Origin of the sequence: Megasphaera indica, assembly GCF_046614755.1 — a bacterium.
Classification (GTDB): Bacteria; Bacillota; Negativicutes; order Veillonellales; family Megasphaeraceae; genus Megasphaera; species Megasphaera intestinihominis.
Genome location: NZ_JBKKJR010000025.1, coordinates 1 through 15,781 on the forward strand (window position 1 = coordinate 1; position 15,781 = coordinate 15,781).

The following is a 15,781-nucleotide window of genomic DNA, read 5'->3' on the forward strand; positions in this document are numbered from 1 at the left end:
AAAGCCGCTTCTAAGTCCGAGCAAACAAATCCCGAAGAATGACTATAAAGCTATGATATTTTTGCATACAGAAAAAGAGCCTGTGCACGATTACGTGCGACAGGCCCTTTTCTCATGTATTGGTTGGAGGATGGTCTATTTATTTCGTTTTCTGCTGGATAAAGCCCGGCGTCGTGAGGTAACGGTCGCCGTTATCCGGCAGGAAGGCTACGATGGTCTTGCCGGCGTTTTCCGGACGTTTTGCGACTTCCGAAGCGGCATAGAGAGCTGCACCGCCGGAGATACCGATGAGGAGGCCTTCGGATTCGGTGAATTTCTGAGCCGTTTCATAAGCCTGTTCTGTCGTAACCGTGAAGACTTCGTCGTAGATCTTGGTATCCAATGTTTCCGGAACGAAGTTTGCGCCGATGCCCTGGAGTTTGTGCGGGCCTGCATGGCCTTCGGAGAGGAGCGGCGAATCTTTCGGTTCGATAGCGATGATCTGGACGGACGGTTTCTTTTCTTTGAGGTACTGGCCGACGCCGGAGAGCGTGCCGCCTGTGCCGACACCAGCTAAGAAGATGTCGACAGCGCCGTCTGTATCTTCATAGATTTCCGGGCCCGTCGTCAGGCGATGGATTTCCGGATTGACCGGGTTGGTGAACTGACTGGGGATGAAGGAATCGGGGATTTCTTTGGCCAATTCGTTGGCTTTGTCGACAGCGCCTTTCATGCCGGTCTTGCCCGGTGTGAGGACGATTTCAGCGCCATAAGCGGAAATGAGGTTGCGGCGTTCGATAGACATGGTTTCCGGCATGGTGAAGATGGCGCGGTAGCCTTTGGCAGCAGCTACGGCAGCTAGGCCGATACCCGTATTGCCACTGGTCGGTTCGATGATGACCGAGCCTTTTTTGAGGATGCCTTTCTTTTCAGCGTCTTCGATCATGGCTTTGGCGATGCGGTCTTTGGCGGAGCCGGCCGGGTTGAAAGCGTCGAGTTTGACCAAAAGGTTAGCAGCTACGCCAGCGGCGTTGTTGTAACGTTCCGGTTTCAATAATGGTGTGTTGCCGATCAACTGTAACATGGATGTGTAGATTTTGCTCATGAGAATCTCTCCTTTTCCTATGATTCATCCCCCGATGAATGCAAAAATATGTTGAAGTATAGTAAGGTATACCAAATGGGTATAGATTTTATGTACACCTGTAGAGGGATTTTTCATTTCCATACAGGGTGACAACGAAGTTTATTATTTCAATGGCCGCATTTTGCCAACGCAGCGTTCATCTTGCTGGTGGTCCATCATTTCGACGCGGTGCTGCAAGAGGGCTACCTGATGCTGCAGGGCGATGATCTGATCTTCGATGGGGTCGGGCAGGCGGTTGTGGTTGAGGTCGACGTCGCGTTCGCTGTGGCTGGCCTTGAGGCGCTTGCCTTTCTGGACGACGACGCGGCCCGGGATGCCGACGACTGTCGAGTACGGCGGCACTTCTTTGAGGACGACGGAACCGGCGCCGATTTTTGAGCCTTCGCCGACGGTGAAGGACCCGAGGACCTTGGCGCCGCAGGCGACGACGACGTAGTCGCCGATGGTCGGATGGCGTTTGCCCTTTTCCTTACCCGTCCCGCCGAGGGTGACACCCTGATAGAGGGACACGTTGTTGCCGATGACCGTCGTTTCTCCGATGACGATGCCCATGCCATGGTCGATGAACAGGCCTTCGCCGATTTGGGCGCCGGGATGGATCTCGATGCCCGTGAAGAAGCGGGAAATCGTGGAAATGAGGCGTGCCGTGACGAACCACTGATGCTTGTAGAAGAAGTGGGCCAGGCGATGGGCCCAGATGGCATGAAGGCCGGAATAGCAGAGCAAGACTTCCAGCGTGTTCTTGGCGGCTGGATCGCGGTCCTTGATGACGCGAATGTCGTTGCGAAGTGATTTGAACATGGCGTAGCGCCCTCCTGTGTCGTAAAAAAGTAAATAAAAAAAGACCTGCCGTCATACAGAGACGGTGGTCCGTGGTTCCACTCTGATTGCAGTCTTTCGACTGCCACTCAATACCCGTAACGGCGGCAACCGGGATGACCTACTCACGTTCAATCATCCTGCTCCCAAAGGCATTCCATCACATTCAACTTCGATAGGGGCTTTCAGCCGGTGGCCCTTACTCTCTGTGCCGTTATCCTGTGTGTACTTGTTTTGGTCATTGCATTTTTGTTTTCGTGTTGAACACATGATACCCCTTCACAGGACGTTTGTCAATAGAAAAATTGTAAAAAGATGACAAATTTGGTGTCTTATTCAAAAAGGCCGATAGAATCACGTTCTTTATATATCCATATAAGGGATTTGCCGTTTTTCGTTCATCGTTCGTCGTAACCAGGGCTTTTGTTTTTTTCGACCTACGACGAACGGCCTGCGATGAACGATGTTTTCATAAAGACTCATTATTTTTGATTAAATTTGTCTGCATACAATATCCATGTTTATTAGATATGAATTGTATTCTCTACAATCAATCGCATACTGTAAAGCAAAATGAGCTTAATATGAGATAAAGTAATTTAAAAAATCTAAAAATATCATTACAAAAACATATCCTTTAGCGTGGTTAAACGAAGTATATAGCGTAAATAAGCCATTTTTCTGAAAGGCTTATTGATAAAAAGCATGGAGTGTTAAAAGAACACCATATTAGTAATGAATGAGCTAATAACAAAAACGCATAGATGACCATTCAAGGTTTCTCATTTTGTATTACTCAATTTTCTATACTTATTGCACTTTGCGCATGAAATGGTATACTTATGTTAAATACTTTACTTCATAGTATTCGTTGTAGTTGTGATTTATAAGTAAAGAGGTGTGAAAATGGAAAAGACAGAATTGTATGAAACATTCCAGAAAGGGTTGACCAGCGTCAACGGCGAAAGTTACATCGCCAAAAAAGCAGACGTTGCTGCAACTCTCACCAAAATTTTCCAGGACAAGGACACACATGAAGTTGCCCTCGTTGAAACGCCGCTCCTGAAAGAAATCGGCGCTGTAGACGCATTGAAAGCCGCAGGCATCAAAGTGGATACGGATCACTTCCGCAAGAATGCCCCGGACGACAAAGGCGGCGTTACCGAAGCCGATTACGGCATCGCCAACTTGGGCTCCATTGTCCAGATGAAGGACGACATCGACTGTCGTATCGTTGAAACGGTATCGGACGTCTATGTCGGCATCGTCAAACTTTCTAAGATCGTCGATACTTTCGATGACATGATCGACATCATGGCCGAAACGAAACCGTTCCCGAAATTCGCCGGTATCATCACCGGCCCGAGCCGGACAGCTGATATCGAATGTGTCGGTACTGTAGGGGTTCATGGCCCGCGTCAGTATTCGGTCATCGTCGTAGAAGATGCGTAAGGGAGGGAACAGCACATGTCTAACGAATTACTGAAGCAAGAAATCGAGCGCGCCATGGATAATGCGCCGCTGCAGAAGGCGTTGAAGAACTTTACGACAGCTTATCCTGGCAACCGTGCAAGAGTTTACAAAGGATATGACTTTGAAGCGCTTCGTGAGAAAGTCCATGAAGTAAAATCCTATGCTCGTGACCATCTGGACGAAGTCATGGCCGAATTCATCAAGAATGCGGAAGCCAACGGGGCTCACGTATTCGTCGCTCATTCTCCGGAAGAAGCTATGGACTATGCTTTGAAACTGGCAAAAGACAACAACGTCAAACTTTGCGTTAAGTCGAAATCCATGGCATCGGAAGAAATGCACTTCAACCAGAACTATGAAAAAGCAGGCATTACGGCTCAGGAAACGGACTTGGGCGAATTCATCAACTCCATCGCTGGTGATACGCCGTCCCACATGGTTATGCCGGCTATTCATTATTCTAAAGAAGACGTTGCCGACCTCTTTGAATCGTATACGAAACAGCCGGAAGAACCGGTCATCACGAAAGAAGTCAAGACGTCCCGCCGCGTCATGCGTCCGAAATTCCTCAGCGCTGAAATGGGGGTTTCCGGTGCCAACGTCGCTGTCGCTGAAACGGGGACAGTCATTACCATGACGAATGAAGGCAACGGCCGTATGGTCGCAACCCTTCCGAAAACGCACTTATATATCTTTGGTATTGAAAAATTCGTCGCTAAGATGAGCGATATCCGCTACATCTTCAAAGTACTGCCTCGTAACGGTACAGCCCAGAACATCACGGCATACCTTTCCTTCTACACGGGCGCTACGAAAGTCGTTACGGATCCGGAAAACGATACGAAGGAAGACAAGAACTTCCACATGATCATCCTCGATACGCCGGAACGCCGTAAGATCATGGCCAGTGAAGATTACAAAGATATCTTCTGCTGCATCCGCTGCGCTGCCTGCCTGAATGTATGTCCGGCCTTCCGCCTCGTCGGCGGCCACGTATATGGCGGCTCCATTTATACCGGCGGTATCGGCACGCTGCTCACGAGCTTCCTCAACAGCCGTGAACGCGGTAAAGATATCCAAAACATCTGTCTCCAGTGCGGTACGTGTAACACAGTCTGCGGCGGCAAACTCGATATTGCCGGCATGATCCTGAAATTACGTACGAAATTCGCTCAGGAAGATGGCCTCAATCCGGTCCATAAATTCTGTCTCGATACGGTTGCTGACCGTCACCTCTTCCACTCTATGCTGCGCATCGCTTCCGTTGCTCAGGGCATGATTACCAAAGGTCAGCCGATGATCCGTCATCTGCCGATGTTCTTGTCCGGTCTGACAGCAGGCCGCAGTCTGCCGAGCGTTGCTCCGCAGCCGTTCCGCGATATCCTGCCGACAATCAAACAGGATGTTCCCAATCCGAAGGGCAAGATCGCTATCTTCACGGGCTGTCTCCTCGACTTCGTCTATGTCGACATCGCAACGGACGTCGTCAAAGCCCTCAACATGGCTGGCTATATCGTAGAAATGCCGCTTGGCCAGGCTTGCTGCGGTGCTCCGGCTACCTATATGGGCGATGTTGAAAACGCCAAGAAAGCTGCTGAAATGAACTTGAACGCTATGGAAGCTGAAAAATACGATTACATCGTATCGGCTTGCCCGACTTGTACGCATGCCCTCCGCGATTACGTCGACTTCTTCAAGGACAATCCGGAAATGCTCAAAAAAGCGGAAGAACTCCGCAGCAAGACCTTCGACTTCTGCAAACTCGTTTCCATGCTCGGCGGCTTGCCGGATACCGGCGATGGCGTACCGATGAAGGTCACCTATCACGATTCCTGCCACTTGAACCGTTACCTCGGCGTTACCAAGGAACAGCGTGAACTCTTGAAAGCTACCAAGGGTGTCGAACTCATCGAAATGCACGATTGCGATAAATGCTGCGGCTTCGGTGGTTCTTACTCCGTTAAATTCCCTGAAATGTCGGCTCCAATCCTCGAAGAGAAGATCAACAACATCGTCGCTTCCGGCGCAGATGTCGTCGCTGTCGACTGCCCGGGCTGCTTGCTCCAGATCCGTGGCGGCCTCGATGCTCGTGGCTTGAACAATATTCAGGTTAAACACACAGCACAGATCGTCGTTGAAAAACGCGAAAAAAAATAGGCAATAACGTTGGCCGGAAAGGTAAATAGAGCATGATGATAAAACAGACACTCTTAGAAACCAGCGCCCGGAAGTTTATGCCCAAATTGTTTGCCGGTATCAGCGATGACCAGGTCCGCAGAGTGAAAGAGTATATAAAATTATATACGCAGCATCCCTTTGAAGGTACGGCCACTGGCGCCGTCCTCGATGATGCAGCCTCTTCGCAGGGGAAGATGATACGTCCCCGCCTGGTACTGATGGCCGGCTCGTTCGGAACAGACCGCGACGATGTGCGGGAGCGGTTGTATAAACTAGCGGCCGTAGTGGAAATGACCCATCTGGCCTCACTGATTCATGACGATGTTGTCGACGATGCACCGGTCCGGCGCGGCAAGCCGTCGGTGCAGAGCAAGTACGGGAAGAACGCAGCCGTCTATGCCGGCGATTTCCTGATGAGCCGCATCACCTTCTATTTGATGCGCGAGGGATTGAACCGGGCAGGCATGGTCATCGCCCAGGCTGTAGAGGAAATGTGTGCCGGTGAAATCGGCCAGGCCATGTGCCGCTACAAAGAGGACGTCACCATTGACCAATACCTGCAGAACATCCACGGCAAGACCGTCGCCTTGTTCCGCGCCTGCTGCCGCATCGGCGCGATGGAAAGCGGCTGTGATGAACGGGTATCGCGGATGCTCGAGTCCTTCGGCGAATGTCTGGGATTTATGTTCCAGATGCGCGACGATCTCCTCGACTTCGTACCCGACAGTTCGATGATTGGCAAGAAAGCCCACCAGGATTTCCGCGAAGGGATCTATACCCTGCCGGTCCTCCTGGCACGGGAACAGCCCGGCGGCCGCCGGCTCCTCCATCCCTATATGGAACGGAGCGCCGAAGGGACGCTGACTCATGCGGATATCTGCCGCATGGAAGAAATCGTCGCCGCCCTGGGCGGCATGGAAGGAGCGTGGAATCAGATCCACACCTACCAGAAACGGGCCGAAGAAATCCTTGAAGCCCTGCCGTCGAGTGACATTTCCCTGCAGCTCGGCAAGATTGTACGTAAGCTGGGGGCCGTGTGAATGGAACAGCAACGTTGTTTGACGCCTAAGCTGGCCGTTCGCCTGGCTGCACCGCACACCTGGCTGGCTTCTGTGTATCCCGCCGTATTCGGTGAACTGTATTGCCTTCTGAAAGGCTACCCCTTGACGGGGACGCTGGCCATCACCCTCTTTTGGGCCTGCGTCTTCATGCAGTCCGCCGTCAATACGCTGAATGATTATTTTGATTTTGTAAAAGGCACGGACACTGCCGACGACAACGTCGAAGTTAGCGACGCCGTCCTGGTATACGAAAACATCAAGCCTGGACAGGCACTGGCCCTGGGCCTCGGTTACTTAGCCGTAGCCGGACTCCTGGCTTTGCCGGCACTGGTCACAGCCGGACCGGCGCCGCTGATCATCGGCGTCATCGGAGCCATCGCCGTATGGACTTATTCCGGTGGTATCCTGCCGATATCCTATCTGCCGATTGGCGAGTTCGTTTCGGGCTTCGTCATGGGCGGCCTCATCCCCATGGGAATCGTCGCCGCCGTAAGCAGTGCCTTCGATTTTTCCGTTTTGCCTGCAGCGCTGCCCTTCATCATCAGTATTGGTCTCATCATGATGACCAACAATACGAGTGATATCGAAAAGGACAGGCAGGCCAAGCGCCGGACCTTACCGGCACTTTTGGGAAGGACTAAGGCTGTCCGCCTGTACCGGGCTGCTGTATGGATCTGGATGGCACTCATCTGCATCCTGCCCGTATGGTACACCGGCTGGTGGGGCCTCATCAGCCCGGCTTTCTTCATCGTGTTTGCCCGATATACCTTTATGAACCTGCTTCGTTCGCCCCTGGAACCGCAGGGGCGGGTGAAACAGATGAAAGGTATCATCGCTGCCAATCTCTTTGGCAACGGTGCCTATCTGTTAGCACTCGCGATGGTCCTCTTCGGAGGTGGTACTTTTGGCTGAACTCTCAAAACGGGAGAAGGTATATCATGTATTCCAGCAGATTTCCCAGACTTATGACCGCGCCAACGGGCGCATCAGTCTCGGCATGGAAAGCCGTTGGAAAGACTGCCTCATCGAAGCTGTCTGTGAGCAGGCAGCCAAGGGCAGCCGTGTCCTGGATGTGTGCAGTGGCACTGGGGACATCGCTATTTCCCTGGCAGCGCACCGGCCGGATCTCAAGGTCACTGGCCTCGATTTTTCGCCGGCGATGCTCGACGTAGCCCGCAAAAAAGGCGCGCCGCTTGCTAACGTTACCTGGCAGGAAGGTGATGCCATGAAACTGCCTTTTGAGGATAATACCTTTTCGGCAGCCTGTATCTCCTTCGGGCTTCGCAACACATCGGACTACCTGCGCGTCCTGCAGGAAATGACCCGCGTCGTCGTTCCCGGCGGCTGGGTATATTGTCTCGACTCCTTTGTCCCCGATTCTCTGGTCATCCGGCCCTTTTATTCGGTGTACTTCCGGTATGTCATGCCCTTCCTGGGCGGCGGCTTCCGCCATCGGCAGGAATACACCTGGCTGTGGCAGTCGACGCAGGATTTTCTCAGGAAGAAGGAGCTCCTGGACTTGTTTGGACAAGCCGGATTGATTGACAGGCAGATGAAAAGCCGCTTATTTGGGGCCTGCGTGCTCCACAAGGGGAAGAAGCCTGCGGTCGAATGAAGGATTATGAAAAGGACTTACATTACGTTACGATAGATACGAACGGAAATTAAGATAGCAAACCGTATGGTTAAGGAGGGTAAGAACATGAGTAGTGAAGAAAAATTTGATGCCATCGTGGTTGGCGGCGGTTTAGCTGGTTCTGCTGCAGCCTTGACAATGGCCAGAGCTGGTTTGGATGTTATGATGGTGGAGCGCGGTAAATTCTGCGGTTCCAAGAACTCCAGCGGCGGCCGTCTCTATGGACACAGCTTGGAAAAACTGATTCCGAATTTCGCAGCAGAAGCTCCGATTGAACGTAAGATTACGCAGGAACGCCTGTCGCTCATGACAGAAGGCGGCGCACTGAGCTTCCAGTATGGTTCGGATAAACTGGAAAACCTCAAATATCCGTCCTACTCGGTACTGCGTTCTAAATTCGATAAATGGTTGGCCGATAAAGCCGAAGAAGCCGGCGTCATGCTGACAGAAGGCTTCCTCGTCGATGAACTGGTCGTCGAAGACGGCAAAGTCATCGGTGTCATGACGGGCGGCGAAGAATTCGACGCTGATGTCGTCATCCTGGCTGATGGCGTCAACTCCCTGCTGGCACAGCAGATCGGCATGAAGAAAGAACTGGAACAGAAAGACGTTGCAGTCGGCGTCAAAGAAGTCATCGAACTCGGTGAAGACGTCATCAACGAACGCTTCGGTTTGAGCGGCAACGACGGCGCAGCCTGGATGATGGCTGGCGACCCGACGGGCGGCAACCTCGGCGGCGGCTTCATTTACACCAACAAAGACAGCCTGTCCCTGGGCATCGTTACGACCATCAGCGATATCGGCCGCGTCGATGTCAGCGTACCGGACATGGTTGAACGCATGAAAGCTCATCCGGCTATTGCTCCCTTCATCAAAGGCGGGAAACTGAAAGAATATTCGGCTCACCTCGTTACCGAAGGCGGCCTCAAGATGATGCCGGAACTCGTCCGTGACGGCGTCCTCGTCGCTGGTGATGCAGCAGCTATGGTCGTTAACCTGGGTTACACCGTCCGCGGCATGGACCTGGCTATCGAATCGGGCCGTCTGGCTGGCGAAGCCGTCATCAAAGCGAAGAACCGCAACGACTTCTCGGCTGAAAGCCTCTCGGTTTACAAGACCTTGTTAGAAGAAAGCTTCATCATGAAGCTCATGAAACAGTATCAGAACCTGCCGGGCCTCTTGGAAGATCACATTATCTTCAACGATTTCCCGAAGATGGCCGACGAATTTGCCGGCATGGTCTACAAAGTAGACGGCGGCGCACCGGTCGCTCTGCCCATGATTGCTCTGACAGTTTTGGCAAACAACGGCGGCTTGGCTAATCTCTTCGATTTAGGTAAGAAAGCTTGGGAGGCGATGTAAGATGGCAAAGATGAGTGTAGACGATAAACTGGGTTTCGATAAGTTCGTGACCGATGAACACGAATCTCATATCCAGATCAACGAAGATTATCATGATGAAGCAGAAATCAAATGCTTAGTCATGGCATGTCCGGCTAACCTGTATCACTATGATGACGGCAAACTGGTCTTCAGTCATGAAGGCTGCCTCGAATGTGGTACGTGCCGCGTCATTTCCGGCGGCAAAGGCGTAAAGAGCTGGAAACATCCGAAAGGCGCTATGGGCGTAGAATTCCATCAGGGCTGATCGCAGAGGGAAAGTAAAAAGGCTTGTCGCATGTGCGGCAAGCCTTTTTACTTTGTAGGGGTCGCCACGTGGGCGACCCGTTAGAACTTTGGATGAGTTCCCTAGCAAACTGGCTGGGGGAATCACATATATCCTCAAGCGGGCTCGCCACGTGCGAGCCCCTACAACTAAAAATTGGAGAAATTCGCACGAGCCACGAGCCACGAGCCACTAGCCACAACCCTCCCCGGCATGTACACGGGCGACGCATATATGGTATAATAAAAAGTATGCAATAGCCATTAAACAACCGATAAGGGGGTTACTATATGAGTGTACAGATTACCTTTTTGAATCACAGCGGCTTTGCCGTCGAGACCGATTCCAAGGTGCTGGTCTTTGATTACTACAAGGATCCATCGGGGACGGTCAAGGCTTACAGCCAGGTCGGCAGGAAGCCGTTGTGGTTCTTTGTCAGCCATTGGCACGAAGACCATTTCAACCGCAGCATCGGCCAGTTCGGCGGTGCCCAGTACATCGTCAATGAAGATGTGCGCCTCAAGGACATTCCGGCAGACCGGTTCCATGCCATGAAGTTGTATGAAACGCTGCCCCTGGGAGATACGACGGTGACCCAGTATGGGTCGACTGATGAAGGCGGGTCGTTCCTGGTGGAAACGGACGGCTTGAAGATTTTCCATGCCGGCGACTTGAACTGGTGGCACTGGCTCGGCGATACGGATGAAAATAATGCCGAAGCCAAGGGCAACTTCGACCGGGAAATGAAACACCTTGCCGGACAGACTTTCGACATCGTCTTTTTCCCTGTCGACGCCCGCCTAGAAGGCGCCCGCGAATGGGGCGTCACGGGTTTCCTGAAAGACGTTTCGGTTACGAAATGCCTCATCTCCATGCATTATTTCGGCACGCCCTGGACGCCGTCGGCAGCTTTTAAACAGGCTTATCCGGACGTACCCTTGTGGATTCCCCAGCATGATGGCGACGACGTCATCATCGGCGGGCAGTAAGGAGGTATCATGGCAAGTAATACACACGGGGGCAGACGCAGCCAGATTGCCAATTATATCCTGATTACGGCGGCAGTCCTCCTGCTTCTGGCATACCCCTTCCAAGACTTTTTTGTCGGCGGACTGCTGACCCATCTGGCCGGGGCGGCCCTCATCGGCGGCCTGGCAGACTGGTATGCCGTAACGGCCCTATTCCGCCGGCCTTTGGGCATCTCCTTTAAGACGGCCCTCATTCCGAACAGCAAGGAACGCATTGCCGAAATGGCCCGGCATATGATTGAATATGAAATCCTGACCGTTTCCAATATGTACAACGTCCTCAAACATCATCCCATCCTGGGCGCGACGCTGGATTATCTCCATACGGAAAAGGGGTTCCAGTCGGCAGAACGCGTCTTCGGTCAGATCCTCAATACCTTCTTGTACACCATCGACATGAAGACCGTCGTCAAGGCCTTTGCCGGCATCGGCGGCCAGGCTATCGAGAAAGTCGACCTGGCACCGATCATGAGCAAGGCCATCAAAATCGGCCTGCGCGGTGAATCGGGGAAGGATTTCCTCGATTTCATGATCCTCAACCTGGAAGACCTCGTGCGCAGCGAAACGATGAAGCGCTATGTCGGTGAAATCTACGAAGCCTCCCTGCGCCAGTACGCCAAGCACAATATCTTCCTCGGCTGGGCCATCAAGGCGGCCTTGAAGATGGAAGTCTTCCAGCCGGATCACGTAGCCGGCCTCTTGCAGACGAAATGCCTGGACCTCCTGGCCGAAGCCAAGGAAGACAATTCCCTCCAGCGCCAGCAGGCCCTGCGCTATTTGTGGAAACAGACGGAAAAGATCGAATTCAACGACGAATGGCGCCAGCGCATCGACAGCTATAAGAACCGCATGTACAACAGCCTGGTCACGCGGCCGGACACGAAAGAAGCCTGGCAGCGCTACGTCCAGGACCCGGAACGGCAGAAGCGGGTCTGCAAGGTCGCAGCTAATTACGTCATCAATAAATTGGAATCATGGCGCCAGAGCCCGGACCAGGTGGAACACATGAACCGCCAGGCCCTGGCCTTTGTGGCCCGCGAATTGAAGCGCCTCCAGGTATGGTTCGGCAAGACGGCAGAACAGGAAATCCTGAAATACGACGGCAATTACCTGGCAGAACAGCTGGAAAACAGTGTCTGGTATGACCTGCAGATGATCCGCGTCAACGGTTCGCTCGTCGGCGCCATCCTGGGTGCCGTCATTTACCTGGTCATGTACGCCGTGAAGGGAGGGGCTATCTTATGACATACAGACAGCGTGCCAATATGATTTTAGGCCTGTCTTTCGTCTGCTTCATCGCCATTTTCCTCTGGTGGTATACGCATGACGTCTCGGTCTGGGAAGAACTGCTGTTCTTCGTCATCCAATCGGCCCTCATCGGCAGTATCGCCGACTGGTTCGCCGTTACGGCGCTCTTTGAAAAGCCGTTGGGCTTCCCGTATCACACGGAACTGCTCTATCGCCATCGCGACCAGATCATAGACAGCATGACCAAGATCATCTCGGAAAAGCTGCTCCAGCCCAATATGTGGCAGGATAAGCTCTATCAGATTTCTTTCATCGATAAGCTCGTCGGCTGGCTGCGCGGCCCGAACGGTCGGGAAAAGTTCCGCAGCGTCCTCTACGAAGTGGCTCAACGGGCTTACCGCTACGCTCAGAAGGGCGGGACCCAGGCATCCATAGCCTCGCACATCCGCAAGTACCTGAAACAGCAGCCCCTGGTCAGTTTCTTCCAGGACCGCCTCATTTCCCTTTTGGAAGACCCGAACAGCAACATGTTCAACGATGCCATCGGCCTCGTGCGGGAACTGGTCAACAGCGACGACTTCGACAGCCTCCTGGAAAAGCTCATCCTCCAGTGGCGTGAAGAATCGCAACATTCGTCCATGTCCAGCCTCACCCTGACCAAAGTCCTGGGCATCGTCGATACCCGTAAGATTGCCAAGGATATCAAGATGGGCATCGTCGAATGGCTCGACCAGTGGGAACATGCCGAAGGGGAACAGCGCGAATGGCTGTGCCGCAAACTGGAACTCTTCCTCTATTCCATGAACGGCCAGCTGGCCTTTGGCGTCCAGAACTGGCAAGACCAGTTCGTCGACTCCCTGCCCATCGAGCAGTGGCTGACGGCGACCCAGAATTCGGCCAAGGACTATTTCACCAAAGGCGACCAGGGCAAGGAAGAACTGAAGGATTTATTGGAAGAACAGTTCATCCATTACCTGGAATACTGCCGGTCCTATCCGGAAATCAAAGACTGGCTCGATGAACAGATACGCCGGGCCTGCAACGTCATCCTGGAACATGAACACTCGCTCATCGCTGTCGCCGTCCGCGACGTCCTGTCGGGCTTCGACAAGAAGCGGTTCAACCAGTTCCTGGAAAGCAAAGTCGGCGAAGACCTGGCCTGGATCCGTATCAACGGGGCCATCGTCGGCGCATCCATCGGCATCTGCGTCTTCGGCTTTTTGAAATTATATCAGTTCACCATCGTACCGCTCCTGCGGGGTATCGTACTGTAGTGGGGGAAAAGGGACCATGCATGATGGTAAATACCTTCATCTGAACGCCGCTACGCGTCAAAAATGCGCCATTTCGTGACACATCGGACGGCTTGAGACGAATCTGGTGATATAATAAACTTGTAAAATACTTGTTTATTGAAAGGAGGCGTCACGATGGTACGAATTGCGATTTGTGATGATTTACAGGAACAGTTGGACATCATTCAAAAGGCAGTCCAACAGTATTTCCACGATAAAAAGGAACCGACCGAAGTCTTTACCTATAACAATGCCATGGATTTCGTCGATGCTTTTGAAAAGGAAGGGAATTTCGACATCGTCCTGCTGGGGACGGACATTGCCGCAGAGATGCGCAAGCAGAAGAGCCGGGCGGAAATCGTCTTCTTGTCGACGAGCGAAGAATTTGCCGTCGAAGCCTTTGCCGTCCGGGCTGCCCATTACCTGGTCAAGCCCTTTACGCAGAAAGAGTTCGACCAGGCCATGGACCGCGTCATGGAAAGCATCCGCCAGCGCCACAGCGGCAAGATGATCTTCCGCCTCGTCGGCGGCGGTATCCAGGTCGAAGAAGTCAACGCCATCCTCTACGTCGAAAGCAATGGGCACATCCAGAAGGTCTATACGGCAGACCACTCGCTGCTGGAAACGCGGCAGTCCCTGGCCAGTCTCTTGGATACGCTGGATGCCATTGCGCCGGGCCAGTTCGTATCGCCTGGGAAAAGCTATATCGTCAACCAGTCGGCTATCCGCGTCATCAAGAGCGATTATATCGAGATCTAGGGCCATAAGATTCCCCTGGCCAAGCGGAAATATCGCCAGTTTCAGGAAAGTTATTTAAAATTTATCTTCGGGCAGGAAGCCTGAGAAGGAAGTCATTATGGAGTATAATCACGTAACCCCGGCCGTCGTCGCGGACCTCGAAGCCATCGTCGGCGCTAAATATGTCTGGACGGACCGGGATAAAAAGATTCCCTATGGACAAGACGAAGGGACCGGGCCAGCCTGTCTGCCCGACGTCGTCGTCCTGCCGGCGTCGGCCGAAGAATTGGCGGCTGTCGTCCGCCTGGCCAATGACGCCGTCATCCCGGTCATCCCCAGGGGGACCGGGACCGGCCTGGAAGGCGGAGCCGTGGCCGATAGCCGCGGCGGCATCGTAGTCAGTACGGAACGGATGGACCGTATCGTAGAAATCAATGAAGACGCCATGTACATGGTCGTCCAAGCCGGCGTCATTACGGCGCGGATACAGGAAGAAGCCCGCAAGCGCGGCCTCCTCTATGCCGGCGACCCCTGCAGCGGCGACTGCTGCTGTATCGGCGGCAATGGCGCGACCAATGCCGGCGGCAACCGGGCCGTCAAGTACGGGACGACGCGGGATCAGATCTACGCCATCGAAGTCGTCACGCCGACCGGGCAGATCGCCCATCTCGGCAAGCGCCTGCACAAGATGACGGCCGGTTATCCCCTGGAAAAAATCGTCATCGGTTCCGAAGGGACGCTGGGCATCATTACGGAGCTGACTTTGAAGCTCGTACCCCTGCCCAGGGCGACGGCCCACGTCCTGGCCGTCTTTCCGTCGCCGGAAACGGCCCTGGCCCTGGTCACGGCCCTGCCCAAGGCAGGTATTACGCCGACGTGCTTGGAATTCATGGACTATGACGTCATTTCCGTCGTCCAGGACTGGCTCAAAGAAAAATAGCCCTGCCCGGCCGGCGGCGCCTATATGATTATCCAGCTCGACAGCTCGCGGGACGAAACGCTCGATGACGACTGCGTTGCTGTCGATGAAGTCTGCCGCCGCCTGGGAGCTGTCGATGTCTTCATGGCCGACGCCGATAAAGTCTGGAAGGCCCGCAAGGCCTTTACGGAAGCGTCGGCTGCGGACTGCCCCGTGGCGGCCATGGAAGACTTCGTCGTCCCGCCGGACCGGCTCCTGCCCTTCATGGAACGCTTACGGGATTTGGGACAGGCGCTGGGCGTCGTCTTCCGCGGTGTCAGCCACGCCGGCGACGGCAATATCCATCTCGATGTCCTGCGCAAGGGCTTCGCCGATGAAGGGGATGAAAAGCAGAAAGTCGCCGCCTTTGAAGATAAGGCCTGCCAGGCAGCTTATGAGCTGGGTGGTGCCATTTCCGGGGAACACGGTATCGGTCAGGCCCGCAAGGCCCTGTTCGCCAAGTATACGGATCCGGTGGAACTGTCCTTGATGAAGGCTGTGAAGCAGGCCTGGGACCCGAAGAATATCCTGAATCCCGGAAAAATTTTTGACTGA

General features: G+C 53.5%; 13 protein-coding genes, 1 pseudogene and 1 other annotated feature. Of the genes and pseudogenes, 12 read left to right on the forward strand and 2 right to left on the reverse strand.

The features are described 5' to 3' along the window. Positions 1 to 139: 139 nt before the first annotated feature. Together cysK and cysE are read right to left on the reverse strand one after the other, a co-directional pair. Positions 140 to 1,084 (reverse strand): cysteine synthase A, encoded by a 945-nt coding sequence (cysK, locus tag ACFCTO_RS10730; protein ID WP_292300337.1) that lies wholly within the window; start codon positions 1,082 to 1,084, stop codon positions 140 to 142. Positions 1,085 to 1,228: 144 nt separating this feature from the next. Further along, complete coding sequence (gene cysE, locus ACFCTO_RS10735; RefSeq protein WP_292261622.1) at positions 1,229 to 1,927, reverse strand: serine O-acetyltransferase; 699 nt, start codon at positions 1,925 to 1,927, stop codon at positions 1,229 to 1,231. A 54-nt stretch (positions 1,928 to 1,981) separates the two neighbouring features. Continuing rightward, positions 1,982 to 2,196 (reverse strand) — a binding site (T-box leader). Between the two features lie 655 nt (positions 2,197 to 2,851). Between cysE and ACFCTO_RS10740 the strand changes: the two genes are divergently transcribed. The 12 genes and pseudogenes from ACFCTO_RS10740 (at position 2,852) to ACFCTO_RS10795 (ending at position 15,781) form a co-directional block, all read left to right on the forward strand. Further along, positions 2,852 to 3,397: a LutC/YkgG family protein gene (locus ACFCTO_RS10740; RefSeq protein ID WP_020311414.1), complete on the forward strand. Its 546-nt coding sequence runs from the start codon at positions 2,852 to 2,854 to the stop codon at positions 3,395 to 3,397. A 15-nt stretch (positions 3,398 to 3,412) separates the two neighbouring features. After that, the gene (ldhH, locus tag ACFCTO_RS10745; protein WP_302485368.1) at positions 3,413 to 5,575 is read left to right on the forward strand and encodes an L-lactate dehydrogenase (quinone) large subunit LdhH; all 2,163 of its coding nucleotides are present in this window, start codon (positions 3,413 to 3,415) and stop codon (positions 5,573 to 5,575) included. A 32-nt stretch (positions 5,576 to 5,607) separates the two neighbouring features. Then, positions 5,608 to 6,636, forward strand: a complete 1,029-nt coding sequence (locus ACFCTO_RS10750; protein ID WP_292261626.1) for a polyprenyl synthetase family protein — start codon at positions 5,608 to 5,610, stop codon at positions 6,634 to 6,636. Next, on the forward strand, positions 6,637 to 7,569 hold the full coding sequence (locus ACFCTO_RS10755) for a prenyltransferase (protein WP_292300341.1): 933 nt from the start codon (positions 6,637 to 6,639) through the stop codon (positions 7,567 to 7,569). Then, complete coding sequence (locus tag ACFCTO_RS10760) at positions 7,553 to 8,272, forward strand: ubiquinone/menaquinone biosynthesis methyltransferase (protein ID WP_292300343.1); 720 nt, start codon at positions 7,553 to 7,555, stop codon at positions 8,270 to 8,272. The genes ACFCTO_RS10755 and ACFCTO_RS10760 overlap by 17 nt, the downstream gene beginning before the upstream one ends. 87 nt (positions 8,273 to 8,359) lie before the next feature. Next, a complete protein-coding gene (locus ACFCTO_RS10765) occupies positions 8,360 to 9,655 on the forward strand; it encodes an FAD-dependent oxidoreductase (RefSeq protein ID WP_292261633.1) in 1,296 nt (431 codons plus the stop codon). A 1-nt stretch (position 9,656) separates the two neighbouring features. After that, positions 9,657 to 9,941: a ferredoxin family protein gene (locus ACFCTO_RS10770; RefSeq protein ID WP_499876865.1), complete on the forward strand. Its 285-nt coding sequence runs from the start codon at positions 9,657 to 9,659 to the stop codon at positions 9,939 to 9,941. Between the two features lie 308 nt (positions 9,942 to 10,249). Beyond that, a complete protein-coding gene (locus ACFCTO_RS10775) occupies positions 10,250 to 10,948 on the forward strand; it encodes an MBL fold metallo-hydrolase (protein WP_370853767.1) in 699 nt (232 codons plus the stop codon). Between the two features lie 9 nt (positions 10,949 to 10,957). Next, positions 10,958 to 12,232 carry a DUF445 domain-containing protein gene (locus ACFCTO_RS10780; protein WP_292300345.1) on the forward strand — a complete coding sequence of 425 codons (1,275 nt, stop codon included), beginning with the start codon at positions 10,958 to 10,960 and terminating at the stop codon, positions 12,230 to 12,232. Further along, a complete protein-coding gene (locus ACFCTO_RS10785; protein WP_292108280.1) occupies positions 12,229 to 13,509 on the forward strand; it encodes a DUF445 domain-containing protein in 1,281 nt (426 codons plus the stop codon). The genes ACFCTO_RS10780 and ACFCTO_RS10785 overlap by 4 nt, the downstream gene beginning before the upstream one ends. A 156-nt stretch (positions 13,510 to 13,665) precedes the next feature. Then, positions 13,666 to 14,289, forward strand: a complete 624-nt coding sequence (locus tag ACFCTO_RS10790; RefSeq protein WP_499876866.1) for a LytR/AlgR family response regulator transcription factor — start codon at positions 13,666 to 13,668, stop codon at positions 14,287 to 14,289. Positions 14,290 to 14,386: 97 nt separating this feature from the next. Further along, a pseudogene (locus ACFCTO_RS10795) lies at positions 14,387 to 15,781 on the forward strand (FAD-binding oxidoreductase).